22 protein-coding genes and 1 tRNA gene are annotated in these 20,341 nt (G+C 63.4%); 9 read left to right on the forward strand and 14 right to left on the reverse strand.

Going from position 1 to position 20,341, the window contains the following annotated elements:
* Positions 1-91: 91 nt before the first annotated feature.
* From H2LOC_RS01570 to H2LOC_RS01595, 7 genes are all read right to left on the reverse strand, one after another.
* Complete coding sequence (locus tag H2LOC_RS01570; protein ID WP_246206939.1) at positions 92-790, reverse strand: hypothetical protein; 699 nt, start codon at positions 788-790, stop codon at positions 92-94.
* Positions 791-857: 67 nt separating this feature from the next.
* Entirely contained in the window at positions 858-1,340 is a 483-nt protein-coding gene (gene rpsI, locus H2LOC_RS01575) for a 30S ribosomal protein S9 (RefSeq protein WP_136494792.1), read from the reverse strand.
* A gap of 2 nt (positions 1,341-1,342) precedes the next feature.
* Positions 1,343-1,813 carry a 50S ribosomal protein L13 gene (gene rplM / locus H2LOC_RS01580; protein WP_136494793.1) on the reverse strand — a complete coding sequence of 157 codons (471 nt, stop codon included), beginning with the start codon at positions 1,811-1,813 and terminating at the stop codon, positions 1,343-1,345.
* 132 nt (positions 1,814-1,945) lie between these two features.
* Positions 1,946-2,737 carry a DUF3658 domain-containing protein gene (locus tag H2LOC_RS01585; protein WP_136494794.1) on the reverse strand — a complete coding sequence of 264 codons (792 nt, stop codon included), beginning with the start codon at positions 2,735-2,737 and terminating at the stop codon, positions 1,946-1,948.
* A gap of 12 nt (positions 2,738-2,749) precedes the next feature.
* The gene (locus tag H2LOC_RS22035; RefSeq protein ID WP_425487350.1) at positions 2,750-2,869 is read right to left on the reverse strand and encodes a CbrC family protein; all 120 of its coding nucleotides are present in this window, start codon (positions 2,867-2,869) and stop codon (positions 2,750-2,752) included.
* Between the two features lie 177 nt (positions 2,870-3,046).
* Positions 3,047-4,363, reverse strand: a complete 1,317-nt coding sequence (locus H2LOC_RS01590) for an ammonium transporter (protein WP_136494795.1) — start codon at positions 4,361-4,363, stop codon at positions 3,047-3,049.
* A 45-nt stretch (positions 4,364-4,408) separates the two neighbouring features.
* Positions 4,409-4,747, reverse strand: a complete 339-nt coding sequence (locus H2LOC_RS01595) for a P-II family nitrogen regulator (protein ID WP_136494796.1) — start codon at positions 4,745-4,747, stop codon at positions 4,409-4,411.
* A gap of 298 nt (positions 4,748-5,045) precedes the next feature.
* Here H2LOC_RS01595 and H2LOC_RS01600 point away from each other — a divergent pair, with 298 nt between their 5' ends.
* On the forward strand, positions 5,046-7,346 hold the full coding sequence (locus H2LOC_RS01600) for a caspase family protein (protein ID WP_246206940.1): 2,301 nt from the start codon (positions 5,046-5,048) through the stop codon (positions 7,344-7,346).
* 78 nt (positions 7,347-7,424) lie between these two features.
* Here the strand turns inward: H2LOC_RS01600 and H2LOC_RS01605 are convergent, their stop codons facing one another.
* From H2LOC_RS01605 to topA, 3 genes are all read right to left on the reverse strand, one after another.
* Positions 7,425-8,546 (reverse strand): AAA family ATPase, encoded by a 1,122-nt coding sequence (locus H2LOC_RS01605; protein WP_136494797.1) that lies wholly within the window; start codon positions 8,544-8,546, stop codon positions 7,425-7,427.
* Entirely contained in the window at positions 8,543-9,337 is a 795-nt protein-coding gene (locus H2LOC_RS01610; RefSeq protein WP_136494798.1) for an RNA ligase family protein, read from the reverse strand. The genes H2LOC_RS01605 and H2LOC_RS01610 overlap by 4 nt, the downstream gene beginning before the upstream one ends.
* Before the next feature lie 113 nt (positions 9,338-9,450).
* Positions 9,451-12,336, reverse strand: coding sequence for a type I DNA topoisomerase (topA, locus tag H2LOC_RS01615; protein WP_136494799.1), 2,886 nt, complete (start codon positions 12,334-12,336; stop codon positions 9,451-9,453).
* Between the two features lie 319 nt (positions 12,337-12,655).
* Here topA and H2LOC_RS01620 point away from each other — a divergent pair.
* From H2LOC_RS01620 to H2LOC_RS01645, 6 genes are all read left to right on the forward strand, one after another.
* Positions 12,656-12,729 (forward strand) — tRNA-Cys (locus tag H2LOC_RS01620).
* A 273-nt stretch (positions 12,730-13,002) separates the two neighbouring features.
* On the forward strand, positions 13,003-13,350 hold the full coding sequence (locus H2LOC_RS01625; RefSeq protein WP_136494800.1) for a hypothetical protein: 348 nt from the start codon (positions 13,003-13,005) through the stop codon (positions 13,348-13,350).
* A gap of 227 nt (positions 13,351-13,577) precedes the next feature.
* The gene (locus H2LOC_RS01630) at positions 13,578-13,784 is read left to right on the forward strand and encodes a hypothetical protein (RefSeq protein ID WP_136494801.1); all 207 of its coding nucleotides are present in this window, start codon (positions 13,578-13,580) and stop codon (positions 13,782-13,784) included.
* 173 nt (positions 13,785-13,957) lie between these two features.
* The gene (gene pgsA, locus H2LOC_RS01635) at positions 13,958-14,560 is read left to right on the forward strand and encodes a CDP-diacylglycerol--glycerol-3-phosphate 3-phosphatidyltransferase (RefSeq protein WP_136494802.1); all 603 of its coding nucleotides are present in this window, start codon (positions 13,958-13,960) and stop codon (positions 14,558-14,560) included.
* A complete protein-coding gene (moaD, locus tag H2LOC_RS01640; protein WP_136494803.1) occupies positions 14,560-14,811 on the forward strand; it encodes a molybdopterin converting factor subunit 1 in 252 nt (83 codons plus the stop codon). Before pgsA ends, moaD begins: the two co-directional genes overlap by 1 nt.
* Positions 14,812-14,813: 2 nt before the next feature.
* The gene (locus tag H2LOC_RS01645; protein WP_136494804.1) at positions 14,814-15,284 is read left to right on the forward strand and encodes a molybdenum cofactor biosynthesis protein MoaE; all 471 of its coding nucleotides are present in this window, start codon (positions 14,814-14,816) and stop codon (positions 15,282-15,284) included.
* Positions 15,285-15,383: 99 nt separating this feature from the next.
* On the opposite strand, the gene H2LOC_RS01650 is transcribed toward H2LOC_RS01645, so the two are convergent.
* Positions 15,384-15,971 carry a Yip1 family protein gene (locus tag H2LOC_RS01650; protein WP_136494805.1) on the reverse strand — a complete coding sequence of 196 codons (588 nt, stop codon included), beginning with the start codon at positions 15,969-15,971 and terminating at the stop codon, positions 15,384-15,386.
* 280 nt (positions 15,972-16,251) lie between these two features.
* Here H2LOC_RS01650 and H2LOC_RS01655 point away from each other — a divergent pair, with 280 nt between their 5' ends.
* Positions 16,252-17,253: a putative bifunctional lysylphosphatidylglycerol flippase/synthetase gene (locus H2LOC_RS01655; RefSeq protein ID WP_136494806.1), complete on the forward strand. Its 1,002-nt coding sequence runs from the start codon at positions 16,252-16,254 to the stop codon at positions 17,251-17,253.
* A 171-nt stretch (positions 17,254-17,424) separates the two neighbouring features.
* On the opposite strand, the gene H2LOC_RS01660 is transcribed toward H2LOC_RS01655, so the two are convergent.
* The 3 genes from H2LOC_RS01660 to H2LOC_RS01670 all read right to left on the reverse strand — a co-directional run bounded on the left by H2LOC_RS01660 (position 17,425) and on the right by H2LOC_RS01670 (position 19,292).
* Positions 17,425-18,176 (reverse strand): IS5 family transposase gene (locus H2LOC_RS01660; protein ID WP_202620455.1). Its coding sequence is split into 2 segments (ribosomal slippage): positions 17,425-17,846 and positions 17,846-18,176, totalling 753 coding nucleotides; the frame shifts between segments, so codons are not numbered across the junction.
* Between the two features lie 299 nt (positions 18,177-18,475).
* Positions 18,476-18,751, reverse strand: a complete 276-nt coding sequence (gene sciP / locus H2LOC_RS01665; RefSeq protein ID WP_136494807.1) for a CtrA inhibitor SciP — start codon at positions 18,749-18,751, stop codon at positions 18,476-18,478.
* A 205-nt stretch (positions 18,752-18,956) separates the two neighbouring features.
* A complete protein-coding gene (locus H2LOC_RS01670) occupies positions 18,957-19,292 on the reverse strand; it encodes a septal ring lytic transglycosylase RlpA family protein (RefSeq protein ID WP_136494808.1) in 336 nt (111 codons plus the stop codon).
* A gap of 434 nt (positions 19,293-19,726) precedes the next feature.
* On the opposite strand from H2LOC_RS01670, the gene H2LOC_RS01675 reads away from it, so the two are divergent.
* Positions 19,727-20,341 (forward strand): glutathione S-transferase family protein, encoded by a 615-nt coding sequence (locus H2LOC_RS01675; RefSeq protein ID WP_136494809.1) that lies wholly within the window; start codon positions 19,727-19,729, stop codon positions 20,339-20,341.

Here is a 20,341-nt window from a genome sequence, read left to right on the forward strand (position 1 = left end):
GCCCATCACTCGGAAACGGCAGATTTGATTACATCAGGCGCGAGGCGATCCCAAGCCTTGGGCGAGGCCGGCGTTCAAAAAGGCGAAGCCCTCACGGCCGGACCGGCGGCTCGCCCGAAAAATCGAAAATTTCGCTGGTGTAGGTTTCATGGACTTCGGAAAAAGGCTTCTGGTCGGCGGTGAACAATACAGCGCGCAGTTCGAATATTTCGCGGGGGATCGACAGCGGCTCCGCGCCCGCAGCCTGTTCCCGATGCGCCTGCATCTCCCAGCCCTCGGGCAGGGGCGACCACAGCGTCCTGAAGCCGATCGCGCGCCGGTAGGGCTGCAGCGCCCGCACCGCTTTTCCAAACGGCGTGTCGGTCGTTTCGAGGAGCCTGTTCACGTCTTGGGGCAGGCGCGAGGGAACATACCAATTGTCGGCCTCGGACAGCACATGCTCGCCGCAGGAGAGCCGGACGCGCCGATATTTTACGACCTCGCCCGCATCCGCCTGAAGCCGCTGGCGGATTTCATCGTCCGGAGCTTTTTCGGCGCCTTCCGCGCGGCGCGCGACGAGGCGCGGCTCTTGCGCCATGTGATGCGTCGAGCACCAATGTTCGAGCGTGGCGGTCGCGCTCGGGCTGGCAAGGAGTTCGGCGCCGAGCGTCTGCTCCAGCGCCAGCAATTCGAGGCGCGAGAGAAACGCGTCCGGCCATGGCCGATGCAGAACTTCCGCCGTGGCCTGCGCGAGGCCGAGGGCGACGAACAAAGCCGCCAAACCGATCCGCTTGCTGCTTGAGTTGCGCATTCCTGGTCGCCCCAAAAAGAAACGCCGCGCAAATTGCGCGGCGTCCGATCGCTCCAATCGACAGCGCTCAGCGCTTCGAGAACTGGAAGCTGCGGCGGGCTTTCCGCTTGCCGTATTTCTTACGCTCGACCACGCGCGAGTCGCGGGTGAGGAAGCCTTCGCGCTTCAGCGCGCTGCGCAGCTCGGGCTCGTAGTGGGTCAGGGCCTTGGCGAGGCCGTGGCGCACCGCGCCGGCCTGTCCGGAGAGGCCGCCGCCCGCGACCGTAACGACGAGGTCGTACTGGCCGGTGCGCTTGGCGACGGTGAGCGGCTGCTGGATGATCATGCGCAGCACCGGGCGGGCGAAATAGACCGTCAGATCGCGGCCGTTCACCGTGACCTTGCCGGTTCCGGGCTTGATCCAGACGCGCGCGATGGCGTTCTTGCGCTTGCCGGTCGCATAGGCGCGGCCGTATTTGTCGAGCTTTTGAACGTGAACCGGCGCCTCGGGAGCGACGGCCGCAGCCGCCTGATTGAGGTCAGCCAGGGAGGAGAGAGTGGTCTCGGCCATAATCAGGCGCTCCGGGAATTCTTGGAGTTCAACGCGGCGACGTCGAGAAGCGTCGGGCTCTGCGCGGCGTGGGGGTGTTCGGCGCCCTTGTAGACGCGCAGATTGCCGAGCTGCACGCGGCCGAGAGGCCCGCGCGGCAGCATGCGCTGCACGGCCTTCTCCAGAACGCGCTCGGGGAAGCGGCCTTCCAGAATGAACTTGGCGGAGCGCTCCTTGATGCCGCCCGGGAAGCCGGTGTGGTGGTGATAGACCTTCTGCTCGCGCTTGCGGCCGGTCAGCACGACCTTTTCGGCGTTGATGACGATGATGTTGTCGCCGTCGTCCATATGGGGGGTGAAGGTGGCCTTGTGCTTGCCACGCAGACGCAGCGCGATCAGCGAGGCGAGGCGGCCGACGACGAGCCCGGAGGCGTCGATCAGCACCCATTTCTTTTCGATGTCGGCGGGTTTCGCCGAATAGGTCTTGCCGTACATGGGATGGAAGTTCCGTCTGAACCAACTGTTCGGATGGCGGTGGATAAAGGATATGAGGGCGGGGGTCAAGCGGTTTAGTGGCGTTATATGGGTATTTTCGCCCAGAAAACCGCTCGATTCCGATGAATGGTATTATGATACCGCTTTCCTTGTTGCGCGCATATGACAGTCGCGCATGCCTCCCTCGCCCCTGATCTCCACCGCGCCTTGTTCCGCGAGGGCGAGATAACGCCCCCAGATAAAGCTGTCGCTGACAAGGCGGCGAGGACTTGAGCAGCAGAAGCGGGCGAGGGCGTTGCCAACCACCCGGACGGCGCGCTCCCAATCCTGTGGGACCTCTTCCAGCAGCTCCGCGTCGAAGAAGGTAAGGGGTTTCGACAACAACCGATCGTTCTCCGTAATGCGAAGCAAGGCGTTTTCAGCTTTTAGTCGGCTCCAGACTTCCCGGCCTTCTGCGATTTCGGCTGGCGACATTTCTCTTTGGCGCTGAAACAGGCCGGCAGAGATCATTTGCGCTTCGGTGACGATTCCGAGCGCTTCGATGCGCCAAGGGCCGGCTCGCGTTTGAATCATCACTTCGGTCGCATCGATGAGTTTGAATGGACGCTCGCCCACACGCGAAAGGAACTCCAGAAAGCCCGAATGGGCCCAGGCGTCCGAGCGACAGGTCCAGATGATCGGAAAGGCGTCCGGCGCGAGGGCCTCCTGCCAGGCGAGTTCGGCCTCGTCCACTGATTCGCCGCCGTCGCACATATTTTCGTCGAGCCATTTACGTCTGGCCTCGAGGTCCCCGTCGATCGGCCCGTAGCCGAGATGATCGCCGATCGCGACGACTTTCTCGTTCAGGCCGAGTTGCTCCAGCGCCTCTCTGACCGTCCCCGCAGCGGAGTGGCCGGGGAGAATATGGACAATGGTTTGAGACATGAAAAACGCTCACTAATCCCAATCCCAATGAACGTCAAAGGCCCCGCAATGTAAACAGCGGAACACATAGGCCGTCGGGCTGCCCTCGACGTCGAGCTGGTTGAAAAATGCCGTCCACTTCTTGTCCGACAGCGCCGTGGCCTCGCGCTACCATCTAAATGCGCCAAGCCCCTCACCCCAGCCCTCTCCCCGCGGAACCGCGGGGAGAGGGAGGCGATCCCCGAGGTCCGTGGGCCATCCCCTCTCCCCGCGCGCGGGGAGAGGGCTGGGGTGAGGGGCTGGGACAAAAGACCGGGCATTGCGCCGCCGTCACTGATGATGCAGCGCCTCGCCGTGGAGGGCGATGTCCAGCCCCTCGCGCTCGTCGTCGCCGCTCACCCGCAGGCTGGTGAAGAGCGAGACGATCTTCAGCGAGACAAAAGTGCCGGCCACGCACCAGGCGATGGTCACGCCGACGCCGATCGCCTGCACCAGAAATTGATGCGGGTCGCCTTCGAGCAGGCCCGAAACCCCGGGTTCGGAGGCCGAAGCGGTGACGGCGCGGGTGGCGAAGACGCCCGCTAGCAAAGTGCCGAGAATGCCGCCGACGCCATGGACGCCGAACACGTCGAGCGAGTCGTCATAGCGGAAGCGATGCTTGGCCACGGTGCAGAACCAGTAGCAGACGCCGCCGGCGACGAGGCCGATCACGACCCCATGCCAGGGCAGAATATAGCCCGAAGCGGGGGTGATCGTGCCGAGTCCGGCGACGGCGCCGGAGATCACGCCGAGCACCGAGGGCTTGCCGCGCTCGTACCATTCGAGGCCGCTCCAGACCAGCGCGCCGGCGCAGGCCGCAAGATGCGTGGCCACAATGGCGAACACCGCGCGGGAGTTGGCGCCGAGGGCCGAACCGCCGTTGAAGCCGAACCAGCCGACCCACAACAGCCCGGTGCCGATGACGGCGAGGGAGAGATCGAAGGGCGACAGATTCTCGCGTCCGAAGCCCTGCCGATTGCCCATCATCAGCGCGGCGACAAGGCCCGCGACGCCGGCATTGATATGCACCACAGTGCCGCCAGCAAAGTCGAGCACGCCCATCGTCTGGAGGAAGCCGCCGCCCCAGACCCAATGCGCCGACGGAATGTAGACGATGAAGAGCCAGATCACGCAGAAAATCATGAAGGCCGAGAATTTCATGCGTTCAGCGACCGATCCGCCGACCAGCGCGCAGGTGATGACCGCGAAGGTCATCTGATAGGCGGCGAACAGAATCTCGGGGATGGTCTTGGCGAGCGGGCTGATCGTGTCGACGCCGACGCCCTGGAGCAGGACCCGCGACAGGGAGCCGATGAAAGGATTGTCGCCGGTGAAGGCGAGGCTGTAGCCGACCGAGCCCCAGAGGATCGAGACGATCGCCGTGGCGATGAGGCTCTGCGCCATCGTCGCGAGGACGTTCTTCTTGCGCACCATGCCGCTGTAGAACAGCGCGAGGCCCGGAAGCGTCATCATGAGAACGAGCGCCGTGGCGACGATCATGAAGCCGGTGTCGGCCGCGTCAATCTTGCTGGTTTCCTGCGCCAGAGCCGGGGCGGCGGACAATAGGGCGCAGAGCGCCGCGGCGCACGCGGCGGAGATCTTGGTCATCGGGGCTTTCTCTTTGGAATATGGGGGACGGGGCCGGGGGCCGGGTCAGAGCGCGTCCTGGTCGACCTCGCCGGTGCGGATGCGCAGCGCGCGCTCCAAAGGCGAAACGAAGATTTTGCCGTCGCCGATATGGCCGGTGTGGGCGGCTCTCATGATCGCCGCAATAGCGGACTCGACGATGGGAGAGGGGACGGCGACCTCGACTTTGACCTTGGGCAGGAAGGCGACGACATATTCCGCGCCCCGATAGATTTCCGAATGGCCCTTCTGGCGGCCGTAGCCTTTCACCTCGGTGGAGGTCATGCCCAATATGCCGGCCTCGGTGAGAGCCTGGCGCACTTCGTCGAGCTTGAACGGTTTGATGATGGCGGTGATCAGTTTCATGTCGGTTCTTTTACGCTTCCGTACAAGGCATGGTGACCGCAAGATGAGCAATAGCTGTACCACGACTGGCGCATAAAGCGGCGTATTGACTGCTTTTGTAGCTTGAGCTCAAGAAAGCTCTCAGTTGAATGGTTTATCAGCAGTAAATGCCCAAAAAATGGACATTTAGAGCAAATTTTGGACTCATATCCGTGGGAACGCTGCTCGGGACGTCGGAATCGGAGCGTTCAGTTTGCGTTCACGCGGTCGGCTCTCTAAATCGTTAATCAAAAACAACCGTCTGGCAGGAGCGCCCTTGATGAAGAAAAGTTTCGTTTTGAGCTTCCTCGTGATGGGGGTGTTCGGACTGTTCGGCGCCTCGGGGGCGTTTGCGCTCGAAAAGCGCATCGCTCTCGTCGTCGGGGAGGCCGCCTATCGCGCCAAACCTCTCGCGACCGCGGCCAATGACGCCGGCCTGATCGCGCAGACCCTGCAGGCGGCGGGCTTCGACGTCACCGGCGCCCGCGATCTCGACGGGGAGGCGCTGCGCAAGTCCTTGCTCGATTTTCTCGACAAGGCGGGATCGTCGGGGCCGGACACCGTGGCTTTCGTCTATTTCTCGGGATACGGACTCCAGCTCGAAGGGGAGAATTATCTGGTCCCGACCGACGCCGCCATCTCGCGCGACGCCGACATTCCGATGCGCGCGTCGCGGGTCTCCGATTTTCTCAAGCCGCTCGCCGCCCTCAATCTGAAGACGACCGTCGTCGTGCTCGACGCCGCGCGCGAAAATCCTTTTTCGCTCGGGGGCCAACCTATCGCCGGCGGCCTCGCGCTCGCAGAGCCTCCGGCGAACCTCCTGCTCGCCTACAACGCCGCGCCCGGAACCATCGCGCCGGTCGAGGCCGGCCCATACGGGGCCTATGCCCACGCTCTTGCTGAGATGATCCGCGCCGGCGGCCTGCCCCTCCCGCAGCTTTTCGAGGAAACCCGCCTCAGGGTCTCGGAAGTCTCCAAGGGCGGGCAGATTCCGTGGAACTCCAAGGTCGAGAGTTCTTTCGTATTTCTGGAGCGGACAGCCGGGGCGCCCGATCGCGGATATGATTCCGCAATGCGCGCCAAGCCGATCTCCCAGTTGAGCGCCCCCGACGCCTATTCCGCCTGCGTGGCGCGCGACACCATGCAGGGCTATCAGGAATATCTCGCCGCCTATCCCGCCGACCCTGCGGCCAAGCGCGTCCGCGCCATGCTGGCGGCGCGGCGCGAAGCCATGTACTGGCGCCGCGCCTACGCCATGGACACGCCCGGCGCCTATTGGTCCTATCTGCGGCGCTATCCGCATGGGCCCCACGCCTGGGATGCGCGGCGCCGGCTCGAGTATCGCGCCGTCGCGCTCGAACCGCCTTCGGGCTTCGAACCCGTCGACATGGGCTATCCGCCGCCGCCGCCGGAAGAAATCGTCTATGTCGACCGGCCGGTCCTCTATTTTGCCGATCCGGTGTTCGCTTTCGCGCCGCCGCCGCCGCCGCCGGTCTATTTCCTGCCGCCGCCGCCGCCGGACTTCGTGGTTCTGCCGGCTCCTTACGTGGTCGAGACCGCCTATGTCCTTCCGGTGCCGGCCTATGTCCCCGTGCCGGCCTATGTCGCGGCGCCGGCCTATATCGCGGCTCCGCCGCCGAGCAACATCTTCTACGCCAACATTCACAACAATGTCGTGGTCGAACCGGGAGCCCAGAACTTCGTCGTCAGGAACCCACAGGGCCATGTTCTCTCCTCTGGAGCCTTGACCGCGATCGGCGCGGGCGCGGCCGGCGTGGCCATCGGCGCGGCCTTGCCGCATTTTCTCTCCAAGCAGCCGGTCGCCGTTCCGGCCGCAACAGCGCCGGGCGGCGGGCCGGCCGGCCATGCGCTTCCCGCCAATCTGCCTGCGGCCGGGCCTGCCGGAGGACCGGTCGGCGGCCATGGTCCCTTCGGCCCTGGCCAACAGCATGTTCAGCCCGGCGCGGCCGGCGTCGCTCCAGGCCTGACGCCGAAGGGGCCCGTTCCCGCCCCGTCGGTCGCCGGTCATCCGCCGGCGCAGCCCGGCGCAGCGGGCGTCCCCGGAGTCGCAGCTCCTCACGCGCCGGCCAGGGCGATGGGCGTTCCTCACGCGGCGCCTCCCGCCGCGGCAGGACTCCATACGCCCCCGGCGGGGGCGGGGCATGGGCCCAATTCCGGCTTCCTCGGCCGCCCTGCGGGCGCTTCGCCTGCTCCCGCAGCGCATGTCGCGCCCTCGCCCATGCCTCAGCATATGGGCGCTCCCGCGCCGCATATGGCGCCTCCCGTCGCGCATATGGGTCCGCCCGGCATGCCGCAGAATATGGCTCCCCCCGCGATGCACGGCTTTGGGGCGCCGCCGCCGTCCATGCCTCATCCGGCGGCTGCGGCTCCGCATATGCAGGCTCCGGCGGCCATGCATATGCCCATGCCCGGCGCGCCGCCGGCCTTCAGGGGACCGGCTGGTCCCGGTCCCGCCGGCCCTGGTCCGGGCGCGTTCCGGGCGCCGCCCGCCCCGGCGGCGGCAAGGGCGCCCGCGCCTCGCGGCCCGGCTCCCGCCGCGCATCAAGCGCAGCCGCACTGAGCCAAGGCGCAAGGCAGGCCTGTGAACAGGTGAATCAATCAGACCAGGGGGCGGGCGTTTCCGCCCCTTGACGCCAACTCACTCGACCCATGCCGCCTCATGCGCTTCCAGCACGCTGGGCGGTTCGAATTTCGCGGCGAGATTTTCGATCACCTCATGCGGCACGCGCCGTTCGCGAGATTTATTCTGGCGTAGAACGACATTGAGCGGGCGTTCGATCACATGGACGGCCACATAGGCGTCATAGCCGCGCGCAAGGCTGATGATCTTCTCGCGCGTTTGGCGCGTGACATTGGTCGCGTTCCAGATGAAGTCGCGTTTGATCCGTAAATGGCCGCGCGCTGCTTCATAGGCCGCCTGGATGACGGCGCCCTGATCGTCGGTCGGCGCGACATTCATCTCCTCACGCAGCGCGTCGAGACTGACGACCGCGCGACCCTCGAAATTGGCGCGGATATAGCTGTCCTTGCCGGAGCCGGGCAGGCCGCACATGACGACGACATGCGAACCCTTGGGCGATTGCGTCGCGTAATGCGGCGAGCGTTCCGGCTTTTCCACAAACTCGCGCTGCGACGCGGCGTCGGCGAAGGGCCAGGGGCGGTCGAGTATTCCGTTTTCCGCCAGCCACAGAGCAAGCAGCGCTATGGCGTCCTCTGTTTGTTGCCGATTTGGCGCGATGCGGCCGCGGTTGTCGGCGCGCGCCAGGATCAACAGATCGCGCCAATTGGCGACAGCGGAGTAAAGAATAGCGTGGCGCAGCATATTGTCCTGCGACCACAGGTGAAAGGGGCGCTGATGCCAGACGATGGGCCAGTAGACGCTCTGGCGCAAAGCGAGGTCGGCGCCCTCCTGCAGCAGCGCTCTCCACGCCATGCGCGCGCCGATCCGCGCATGTCCGAGCTGGCGCACGCGTTCGCGCTGTTCTTTCTCGTCCCATTCATGCGTGGTCGTCAGCGGCTTGCCGATATCATGGAGCAATGCGGCGAGCGTCAGCGTCCGCCGCCTTTCAGTCGGGAGCGATTGATATTCGGCGTCGCTGTGCAGCGCCTCCACCACCATGCGCGTATGAGTCCAGACATCGCCTTCGGCGTGATGGACGCTGTCCTGCGGGCAATGCGCCATGCTCGAAGCGAAAGGCAGATGCGCGGCGATCTCGTTCCAGCGCAAATTGTCTTCCGAAAGAAGATCGAGCCAGCTCATGCGTCGGCCCCTTCGAAAATATCGACTTCCGGCGCCAGGCCGTTGGGGAGGATCGGCCGGTCCTGCCAATGCGAGCCGGAATCCAGGATCGCCTGATGGAAATCGGCGCGCACATATTTGTAGCGGCCGATGACCGTATCCTCGCTCTCGTGCTTGAGATAAATCCCCTCGGCGAGAATGCTGTTCTCCGTCTCGGCGCGAATGCGCGCCGCGTCCAGCCGCGCGCCTTGCGCAGCCTTTTCGAGGTTCTCGCGCCATTGCATGGATTTGTAGAGCGACGGCGCAATGAGGCTGGCGATCTTCGCGCCCTTCGCCATGGGTCCGCGATGCATGACGGGAACAGATATGACGGGAAGCCCGGCGAGCATCTGACGGCGACGCGCCGTCGAAAGGAAAATCTCGCGATCCTTGTCGTAAATATCGAACTCGTGAAAATAATGCGGCAGCAGATCGTAGAACACGGTGTGTTTTGCGAAGCACCATTCGCCATACATCACGAAGCGGCGTTGAAGCAGGCGGCGCAGCCAGTTTTCATGCGTCTGCGCCCATGCTTTGAAGAGATTGAACTGCGTCTCTCGCGGGCCGCCGGAAAGAACATGGCCGCGCGATTGCAAAAGGAGGCGATCCGAAGCGTCGAAGCTTACCGCAGCGTTGGCGCCGTCGAGCTTTTCCTCGAACACGAGAAGGCCGCCTTTAAGGTCGCTGAGCGCGACCTGACCGCTGGTATCGTCTCCGGGTTGAAGACGCGAACCCACCAGATGAGGCGTGCGGGGATATTTGACAAATGACATGGCCCCAACGTCTTCATGAAACAGCGGCTTCGCGTGAGGAAAACACTTTGAACAAGGAATTTGGGAGACTTTTCGCTTGAACGAAAAGTCTCCGATTGTTCTTCGCGGCGGAGCTACCCCCCCGCCGCCTTTTTCGTCGCCGTTTTTTTGGCGGGAGCCTTTTTCGTCGCCGCTTTCTTGATCGGTTTTGCGTCGTCGAAGGGCGTCTCGTCGCTATCTTCGATCGCCTTTTTGGGCTTGGCGGCGGCCTTCGCGGCGGGCTTCTTTTTGGCCGGCGCTTTCTTCTTCACCGGCCCGCCCTTTTCCTCGATGAGGCGGATCGCTTCGTCGAGCGTCACCTCGTCGATGGTCATGCCCTTGGGCAGCGTGGCGTTGACCTTGCCGTGATTGACATAGGGGCCGAAGCGTCCGGCCCGGACCGTTATGGCGCCGCCCTCAGGGTGCTCGCCCAGCGATTTGCCCCCCGCCGAGCCACCGCCGCCCGCGGCTTTGGCCGCCAGCATTTCGATCGCCTGCTCCAGAGTGACGGAGGCGGCGTCGGTTCCTTTCGGCAGGGTCGCGTTGACCTTGCCCCAGCTCACATAGGGGCCGAAGCGCCCGGATTTCACCGAGACGGCGCCGCCCTCGGGGTGATCTCCCAGCGCCCGTCCCGGATCGCTCGTGCGTCCGAAGCGCGAGCCGCCGCCGCCCGATTCCTTCTCGATGATGAGATCGATCGCGCGATTGCCCCCGATCGTGAGCACGTCTTCGTCGCGGCCGATATTGGCGTAGGTCTTCCCGTGCTGGACATAGGGGCCGAAGCGGCCGAGACCCGCGACGATGGGCACTCCCGTGGTCGGGTGCTTGGCGACCTCGCGGGGAAGCGACAAGAGCGCGATCGCCTGCTGCAGCGTGAGGTCGTCCGGTTTGATGTTCTTGGGCAGCGAGGAGCGCCGGGGCTTTTCGTTGCCGTCTTCCTGTTCGCCTTCCTGCACATAGGCCCCGAAACGGCCCTCGCGCAGCGTGATTTCCGCGCCGGTTTCGGGGTCCTGGCCCAGAACTTTAACGCCGGGGCGGGCGCTTTCGGCGGCGTCGCCGGTCGGCGGCGACAGCGTGCGGGTATAGCGGCACTCGGGATAATTCGAGCAGCCGATGAAGGCGCCGTATTTCCCCAGCTTGAGCGAAAGCTTGCCGTTGGAGCAGGAGGGGCAGGCGCGCGGGTCGCCGCCGTCGGCCTTGGTCGGGAAAATATGCGGGCCCAGGAGGTCGTTCAGGCTGTCGAGCACCTGGGTGGTGCGCAACTCCTTGGTGCCGTCGACGGCGGCGGAGAAATCCTTCCAGAAATCCCGCAGAACCGCCTTCCAGTCGATCTCGTTGTTGGAGACGCGGTCGAGCTGTTCCTCGAGATCGGCGGTGAAGTCGAATTCGACGTAGCGGGTGAAGAAGGCCTCGAGAAAGGCCACCACCAGCCGGCCCTTGTCTTCAGGCACGAGGCGCTTCTTGTCGAGCCGGACATAGTCTCGCTCGCGCAGCACGGCGAGGGTCGAGGCATAGGTCGAGGGACGACCGATCCCGAGCTCCTCCATGCGCTTGACCAGGGTCGCCTCGGTAAAGCGCGGCGGCGGCTCGGTGAAATGCTGCGTGGCGTCGATCTTGTCTTTTGTGACCGGCTCGCCTTCCGCCATCGCCGGAAGACGGGCGCTGTCCTCGTCGGCCTCGTCGTCGCGCCCCTCCTGATAGACCTCCAGGAAGCCGGCGAATCTCACCACCTGCCCGGTGGCGCGCAAATCGAGAATGCGCGAACCCGCCTTCGCCTCGATCTCGACCGTGGTGCGTTCGAGCTCGGCCGATTCCATCTGGCTCGCGATCGTGCGCACCCAGATCAGCTCATAGAGCCTCGCCTGATCGGCCTCGAGGTATTTGGCGATATGCTTGGGCAGGCGGGAGGCGTCGGTGGGGCGGATCGCCTCATGGGCTTCCTGGGCGTTCTTGGCCTTGGCCGTGTATTTGCGCGGGGCGTTGGGGACGAAGCGGTCGCCATATTCCTTGGCGATCACCCGGCGGACGCTGGCCACGGCCTCGGGAGCCATGTCGACGCCGTCGGTTCGCATATAGGTGATGAGGCCGGCGGTTTCGCCGCCGATGTTCACGCCTTCATAGAGGCGCTGCGCGATGCGCATGGTTTGAGCGGGCGCGAGGCCGAGCTTGCGGGAGGCTTCCTGCTGCAGCGTGGAGGTGGTGAAAGGCGCGTAAGGATGGCGCTTCACCGGCTTCGATTCCACGGAGCGGACGGTGAAACCCGCAGCGTCGAGCGCCTTCTTGAACGCCTGCGCCTCCTCGCCCTGGCCGATGTCGAGGCGGGCGATCTTCTTGCCGTCGGCGCCGACGAGGCGGGCGGTGAAGGGCTCTCCGGCCCGCGTCTTCAGATGCGCGACCAACGACCAATATTCGCGCGCGATGAATTTCTCGATCTCCAGCTCGCGGTCGCAGACCAGCCGCAGCGCCACCGATTGGACGCGGCCGGCCGAGCGCGCGCCGGGGAGCTTGCGCCAGAGCACGGGAGACAGGGTGAAGCCGACCAGATAATCCAGCGCCCGGCGCGCGAGATAGGCGTCGACCAGGGCCTGGTCGATCTGGCGGGGATGGGCCATCGCCTCCTTGATGGCGTCCTTGGTGACGGCGTTGAACACGACGCGCTCGATGGCCTTGTCCTTCAAGGCGCGCTTCTTGTTCAATATGTCGAGCAGATGCCAGGAGATGGCCTCGCCTTCGCGATCCGGGTCGGTCGCCAGGATGACCCTGTCGGCCTTTTTCACCTGTTCCGCGATCGCCGCCACGCGCTTGGCGCCCTTGGCGTCCATCTCCCAGATCATGGCGAAGTCGTCTTCGGGATCGACCGACCCGTCCTTCGGCGGAAGGTCGCGGACGTGGCCGTAGCAGGCGATCACGCTGTAATCCCGGCCGAGATATTTATTGATCGTTTCAGCCTTGGTCGCCGATTCGACAATGACGACGTTCATTTCAGCCCATCCTCAGAGGTTCGCCTCCAGCCGCAATAAAAGTTCCGCCAGGAGCGGAGCCCGCGGAGGCGACCGGCCGGGAAAATGGTCAAGCGAGCCGCCGGTGTCAAATCGGGCTTGGTGACGCGCCTGCAAAAAGGGGGCGTCGCGCGCCGGCAAAGGCTTGGCTTTTTTTATTTTACCGGAGCGAACCCGCGTCCGGGCGGGGCCTCGCGCCGCGCGCCGGCGGGTGATTGGATTTTGGCGCGCGGACAGCCTTGCTCCCGGACGAAGGCTCCTGTATAGCCGCTGGCGCTGCGTCGGCGTCGACTCGGCGAGAGGCCTCGTGGCGGAGTGGCTACGCAGAGGACTGCAAATCCTTGTACGGGGGTTCGATTCCCTCCGAGGCCTCCAATTGGAATTCGCTTTATCTACAAGCTTTTGAGGCAATGCGTTCATTCGGCCCCACTGCGCCGGGAAAAGCAGTCGCTACAAAACTCCGGCGCCTGCGCTAGGTGGGGTTGCGCGCAATCAGGCGTTGCGCGATTGTTCGAACTGAAGTGAAACGACATCGGTTTGGCTCCTTCACGTCGCCGCAGCCGTTCTCACTCGCGATCGGGTTGCTGGATCACGCGTCTCGAACGGGTAGGTTCGGTCCGCTTCGGCGACGCTTCAGGGAGTGTGGAAATGCGCAAGCTCTCAGTTGCGGGCCTCGCCGCGGTCGCCTTGACGGCGCTGGCGGCGACGAGTTTCTCCGACGCCGCGGTCGCTGGGCCGATCACCGTCTTGAGCGCAGAGAAAATTGCGCCCGATTCCCCGACGACGCCGGTCTATTACCGCTCCTATTGCGGCAGGCCTTATGTCCGGCATTGGCGCTATCGGCATTATACCGCCTGCGGAACCTGCACTCCCGTCCATGGATACGGATACAGCTATCCATCCGATCGTCAGTATGGCTGGGATCTCGCCGCGCCGGTGGCGGCTGCGGCCGATGTCGCGGCCTTCCCTTTCGCCGCGCTTTTCGGCGGGTGGTGAAACCTTCGATTAACCCATGGCTTACGGTAAATACGTAGCCTTGCCGAAAATCCGCGCGGCCTGCGGCCTCGTCGGCTGCGGGCCGTTTCATTGCCGGCGGAATTGGTTTAAGCGTTCCCCGATCTGACGCTCTTGCGCGCGCTTATGCCGCAGGGGCGTGAGCGACCATTCGGGCGCGCGGCCGGCTGGCTGGCCATGCGCGACGCGCCCTTTTTCTGGGAGAAACCATGACTGCCAACGCCATTGTAACTTTTGCCCAGGACCGGCTGGACGCGGCCCGTCGCGAGATCCGCGAAGCCGTGATCGATTTTTCCGTTCCGGACGAGAAACTGCTCGAGCTTCGCGCCAATGCGCGGCAGGCCTATGAGGAACTCCGCAACCTCGACGCCAAGGCCGCGAAGCCGGGTCCGTTTTCGTTCCTGAAGCTGTGGTGAGCCACGCCGCCCAGCCGCCATGGGGCGGCTGGGCCGGCGCGCGTTTTTGCGTCTCGCCGCGGTCTTTATCCCCTTCGCGCCGGGGCTCGCGCGCCTGTTCGGTCCATCCCGGTCGCTGCGGTAAAGTTATTCTACTATTGACAAAGCCGGGGGCGGACCTATTCCCTTTTCTCATGTCCGAGACGGCTTTTCCCAGACGGCGCATGCGCCACGCTCTCGCCCTGCCGAACCTGCTCACTTACGGCAGGTTAGTGGCGGTCCCTGTCGTCGCTCTGCTTTTGCAATGGCCGCAGGAGCATTGGATGCGCTGGGCTGCGCTCGGCGTCTTCACGGTCGCCTGCATAACCGACTTCTTCGACGGCTATCTGGCCAGGATATGGAAACAGCAGTCGCCCCTTGGGCAGATGCTCGACCCCATCGCGGATAAGCTGCTGGTCGCCACCACGCTCCTCGCCGTCTCGGCCAACCAGACCCTTACGGGCTGGACCATCTGGGCCGCGATCATCATCCTGTGCCGCGAGATCCTGGTTTCCGGCCTGCGCGAATATCTCGCCGACCTCAAGGTGCCCTTGCCGGTGAGCGCCGTCGCGAAATGGAAGACCACCGTGCAGATGTTTGCGCTGGGCTTTTATATCGCCGGTCCCGCCGGTGAAGTCGTATTGCCGGGAACCGTCGCCATCGGCGCCGTGCTGCTGTGGATCGCGGCCGTGCTCACGCTCTATACCGCCGCCGACTATCTGATCGCCGGATGGCCGCATTTCGGGGACGAGGAGTGATGCGCGCGGTCTATTTCGCCTCGGTGCGCGAGAGAATCGGGGTTACCGAGGAAGACATCGACCCGCCGGCCGAAGTGGCCACGGTCGCGCAGCTCATCGACTGGCTGGCCGGCCGCGGCGAAGGCTATGCGGCGGCTTTCGCCAATTCGAAAACCATCAGGGCCGCCATCGACAAGGCTCATGCGCGCCCGGATTCGCCGATCTCCGCCGCGCGGGAGGTGGCTTTTTTCCCGCCCATGACGGGGGGATGAAAATGCCCGCGCCTGAAGTGCGCGTGACGTCCGAACCTTTCGATGCAGCGCGCGAAGAAGCCTTGCTGATCGAAGGGCGGCGCGACATCGGCGCCCTCGTCTCCTTTACCGGATTGTGCCGCGACGAGGCCGGAACGCTCGATGCGCTCGAGCTCGAACATTATCCCGGCATGGCGGAGCAGGAGATAGCGGCGGTCGCCGGCGAGGCGCTCGCCCGCTGGCCCTTGCAGGGACTGACCATCATCCACCGCTACGGCCTGATCCGGCCGGGAGAAAAGATCGTCCTGGTCGTCGTCGCGGCGAGCCATCGCGGCGAAGCCTTCCAGGCGGCCGAATTCCTGATGGATTTTCTTAAAACACGCGCCCCTTTCTGGAAGAAGGAGCACCGCGCCGACGGTCGTCCGGGAGACTGGGTCGAGGCCAAGGCCTGCGACGACGAGGCCGCCGACCGCTGGAGCCAAAACCGCAGTTAGAGTGTTTTCATGTTTCATTAAAAACATGAAAACATTCAAAAATTTCTGTTTTGACGCGTTTCCCACGCCGAACCGGCGTCCACTTCGGCTGGAAACGCTCTAATTCGTAAACGCCGTCCACGGAACCGCGAGGCGGACGATCCAGGCGTGAAGCGCGCTGGTCGCGACCGAAAGCACCAGAACAGTCAAGGACAGGACGTCCGCGTGGTCCCTGGGGCATTTCATCATGCGCGGCAGGCCGTAATAAAAGACATAAAGGCCGTAAAAGCCCACGATGTCGACCCATCGCAGCCCGGGAATGAGGCCGAAGGCGGAAGCCAGCCATGCGGGCGTGTAGGAATAGGCGGCGAGCGTGAGCGCCCGCTTGTCGTCCGTCTTGCCGTCGAAATAGGGGGCGATCATCGAAATGACGAAGGCCACCAGATAAAGCATCGGCAGGCTGAGCAGATACTGGAAACCGGCGCGCACCAGTCCGCCTGTGAGCGAAATTTGCTCCACGCCATGCGCGGCCGCCCGCGGAACGCCGAAAAAATACGCGCTGAGACAGCTGGCGAAGGGCGGAATCAACGCGAGATAAACGATGTATTCGCGATAGAGATCGAGAACGCTCTTATCCTCGGCCTCGATGATCTCCCATTCTTCCTTGGGAGAGAGAATGAGTCCGCGAATGCGTCGCGCGATATTCATGCCTGCCGTTCCTGCCGTCCTTGCGCCCGCATGGGGCGCCTCGAGCGACGATGAAAATCGCCGAAGACCAAAGCGCGCGTCCTTGTCGCGGAAGCTCCACGAACCTTGGATGAGCCGCGCCCTAAAGCGCGGCCTCTGGAGAGACGCGAGCGGAAACCTAGTCGAACGCGCAATTTCCGCAAGGGGCTTGCGAGGGAGGCCGCGCTGTGCGAGGGAAAGCCGCATCTCCCGGCCAGCCTGATCCACGCTTGCGAGCTGGCGCCTAAACCTGGTTGGCCGCATGAAAAAGAAACTCGAATATCTCTGGCCGGCGCTCGGCCTTTGCGCGGTCGTGGGCTCGTTTTATCTGCTCTATCACGAGTTCCGGGGCGAATCCGTCGGCTCCGAGGTCTGGTCCGCGCTGCGGTCGATATCCGTGCAGAACTACCTCCTGGCGGGCGCGGGCTCTCTGCTCGCCTATATAGCGCTCGCCTGGTACGACCGTATCGCGCTGCTGCACTTGGGCGTAAAACACATTTCCTGGGTGTTTATTTCGCTGTGCTCCTTCACCACCTATGCGCTCTCCCACAATATCGGCGCGAGCGTGTTTTCGGGCGCGATGGTTCGGTACCGCGCCTATTCCACCAAGGGGCTGACCGCGGCCCAGGTGGCCGTTCTGGTCGTGCTGTGCTCCTACACCTTCGGCTTCGGCAATGTGCTCCTCGGCGGATTGCTGCTGACCTACGACCCGGATTTGATGCAGAGGCTTTCGGGCTTCCTGCCCGATGTGTTCACCCATCCGCACGCAGCGCGCGCTGTCGGCCTTGCCTGCCTCGGCGGGGTCGCGCTCTACATCATCGGCTCGCTGATGCATTTCAAGCCGCTGAAAATCGGCAGCCTGGAAGTCCTGTATCCGCGCCCCGAGGTCATGAAGCAGCAGCTTTTCGCGGCGCCGCTGGAGCTGATCGGTTCGGCCAGCATCATTTATTTCGCGCTGCCGGAGCAGGGAAATCCCGGCTATCTGGTCGTGCTGGGCGCCTTCATCCTGTCCTTCTCGGCCGCGCTGGTATCCCATGCTCCGGGCGGGCTCGGGGTGTTCGAACTGCTCTTCATCAAGCTGATGCCCGACGTCGCCCGGGTCAAAGTCCTGGCGGCTCTGCTGGTATGGCGGCTTTTCTACCTCATCATCCCGCTGCTCATCGCCCTCGTCGTCGTCGTGGTTTTCGAGCGGGGAAGACTGGCCCAGGTCATGCGGGACGCGCGTCGGGCCGACGCTGCGATGCGAAAGGAAGAAGTGGATTAGGCGCGTCGCGGCGAAAGCCGACAGGGGTTTCGCGGTAGAACGCGCGTTCCGCCTCTGGAGCATGTTCCCGAAAAGTCGAAACGGCTTTTGGAAAAGAACATGCACCGTCACTGAGATCTGGCGCGCGCTCGACTGCGTTTAAAACGAACGCGCTCTAGGGCTTGTTGAGATTCATCGCGAATTGATGAGCGCGGCGGCGAGGCGGATCATGGCTGTGAAGCTTTGATCGGTTTTGTCGGCGCGCAGGGCGATCCGCTTGAACTCCTTGAGTTTGCCGAAGAAGTTTTCGATGAGGTGACGGGCTTTGTAAAGCTCGATGTCGATGGCGAGAGGCGCGTTTCGTCTTGGATGTTGGGAGATGACGATTTGCGCGCCGCGCTCGTTCAGTTCGGCGACGATCCAGTCGCTGTCGAAGGCCTTGTCGGCGAGCAGCGCGCCAAATTCGACGCCCTCGATCAAAGGCGCGACGCCGACCGTGTCGAAGCGTTGCCCCGGCAGCAGAACGAAGCGGACCAAATTGCCGAGCGCGTCGGTGAGCGCGAGGATTTTGGTGGTCCAGCCGCCTTTGGATTTGCCTATGGCCTGGCCCTGAGTCCCCCTTTTGCGCCCTGTCCATGGCGGTGGACCTTGACGATGGTGGCGTCGATCATGGCGTATTCCATGTCTGGATCGTCCGACACGGCGTCAAACATCCGCTTGAACACATCGGCCTTCACCCAATCGCGAAAGCGTTTGAACACGGTGTTCCACTTGCCGAAGGCGGGAGGCAGATCGCGCCAGGGGCTGCCCGTGCGCGCAATCCACAAGATCGCCTCTAAAAACAATCGCCCATCGCTCCCGGTCCGGCCGGGATCGGAGGGCTTGCCAAGACAAAAGGGCTCCAGCTTCGACCATTGGCCGTCCGTCAGACAGAATCGGGGCATTGCAAACTCCTTTCGGAGCTTGAATCATCCTTCCACCAAAATGGGAATCCTGATTCTCAACAGGCCCTAAATGCAGCGCCCGAAGTTTCGGGCGGATTGAATGAGCTTCGCGCTGTCGTCGTGCGGAGCGCAGGGACCGAGAAAGACTGTCGCGGCCCTGGATCTTCCCTGCGCTCGCAATCACGCGAAAACTGTTCAGTCGAGATGGCGGCTCACCGCCATGGCCGGCTTCAAAGACCAAACGGCAAAAGCCGACCCCTGGCGAAGGAGCCGGCTTTGCACAGGGGAAAACAGACGGTTCAGGCGCGGTATTGTTGCAGCCGCGTGGTGCGCAAACCGGCGAGTCCATGCTGGTCTATCGACATCTGCCAGCTCAGAAACTCATCGACCGTCAAAGTATAGCGACTGCAGGCTTCATCCAGGGAAAGAAGTCCGCCCCGAACGGCGGCGACTACCTCCGCCTTCCGGCGAATGACCCAGCGCCGCGTCGTGACCGGAGGCAGGTCGGCGATGGTCAGGGGACTGCCATCGGGGCCGATGACATACTTGGCGCGCGGACGATACGTCTCTGTCATATCGCTACTCACATACTCAACACGAGGTAGCGTCTTTATAGCGGGGTCGCTTTAAGATTTACCTAAGCCCGCGCAATCAAAACTGTTCTTCATTTCAACCTATTGTTAGCATTTTGCCCGGCGGCGGCCATGCCGGGGCGTCGCGCGAATCCGAGAAAGTTTGCAGACTTTCGAGAGAATCCGCTCGGCGCCGGCGGCGTTCTCGTCAACGCAGCGCTTCGACCCGCACCTTGGCGACACCGGCCGAACGAAAGCCGAGGTGATCGGCCGCCGAGGTCGAAACATCGATGATGCGTCCGCCGGTGAAAGGTCCACGGTCGTTGATCGTCACCACCACAGAGCGGTTGTTGTGCAGATTGGTGACCCGGGCCTTCGAACCGAATGGCAGGCTGCGATGGGCGGCGGTGAAGCCGCCGACGCGGCTGCCGCTGGCTGTCCGGCCTTTCAGTCCATAGTAGGAAGCCTTTCCGGTCCATATTTCCGAATGCGCAGGGAATGTCGACGCCAGTAGAGCTGCGAATGCGAAAGTCTTTTTGATCATCAGGCTTCTCCCCTTTGGCGTAAGGCCGGAATGTTCCGGCGCGCTCGACCGAGAAGGCCGTCGCACAGCTTGCGCTAACGGGACGATGTGATCGAAAAAGGGCGGAAAAAAGCAACATTCGGGTGAACTTGATTAGTATCAATCAACCATCGTAGAAACTGATGAATATCCTGCTTCTTTAAAAATCAAATATGCTTTCTATGCAGGTGCTTATATTTCATTTTTGGGCTAAAGCCGCGCCTGTTGTAAAAATACAACATGCCGCAATATTCGTTCTGCTTGGGGCGCCATTGTGCGATGCAAAAAAGGACGCGGCGGGCGTAGCAACGCCGGGCGCGCGTCGCCCGCGCGAAACGCCGGCGCATATTAATGTGCTTATCTGGCGCCCGAATTGCCACCCAGGCCTCGTTTCATCAAAGGACGAGGCGCGGCGGATGAAGTTCTACATGGCCCCGGGATCATGCTCGACGGGCATACATATACTGCTCGAGGAAATCGGCCTGGTTTTCGAGGCTTATATCGTCAATCTCCCCAAAGGAGATCACCTCAAGCCCGAATATCTCGCCATCAACCCCAATGGAACAATACCGACACTGGTTCGCGACGACGGCTCCGCCCTGACGGATTTCGTGTCGATCGCGACATGGCTGGCGGAAGCCTATCCACGCCGCAAGCTGGCGCCTTCCGACCCCAAGGCTGCCGAAATGGCGTTCGAGACGCTCGGCTTTTGCACGCGACACATTCACGGCGAAGGATTCCGCCGCGTGTTCACGCCCGAACGATATGTCTCGAAACGCGCCGGCGTCGAAGAGATCCGGAATGAGGGCCGCAAGATCGTCGCCGAGGCCTTCGCGGAGCTCGACGTCCGCATTCCCGCCAGCGGCTATGTGGCGGGGGATTTCTCCATAGCCGATCCCGCCCTGTTCTATGTCGCGTTCTGGGCCGACAAGACCGGCATCCCGCTTCCTCCAAATTGCCTCGCTCACTACCAGCTGATGCGCACGCGCCCCGCGGTGCGGCAGGTGCTGGCGGAGGAGGGCTATCGATGA

Source organism: Methylocystis heyeri (genome assembly GCF_004802635.2).
Classification (GTDB): domain Bacteria; phylum Pseudomonadota; class Alphaproteobacteria; order Rhizobiales; family Beijerinckiaceae; genus Methylocystis; species Methylocystis heyeri.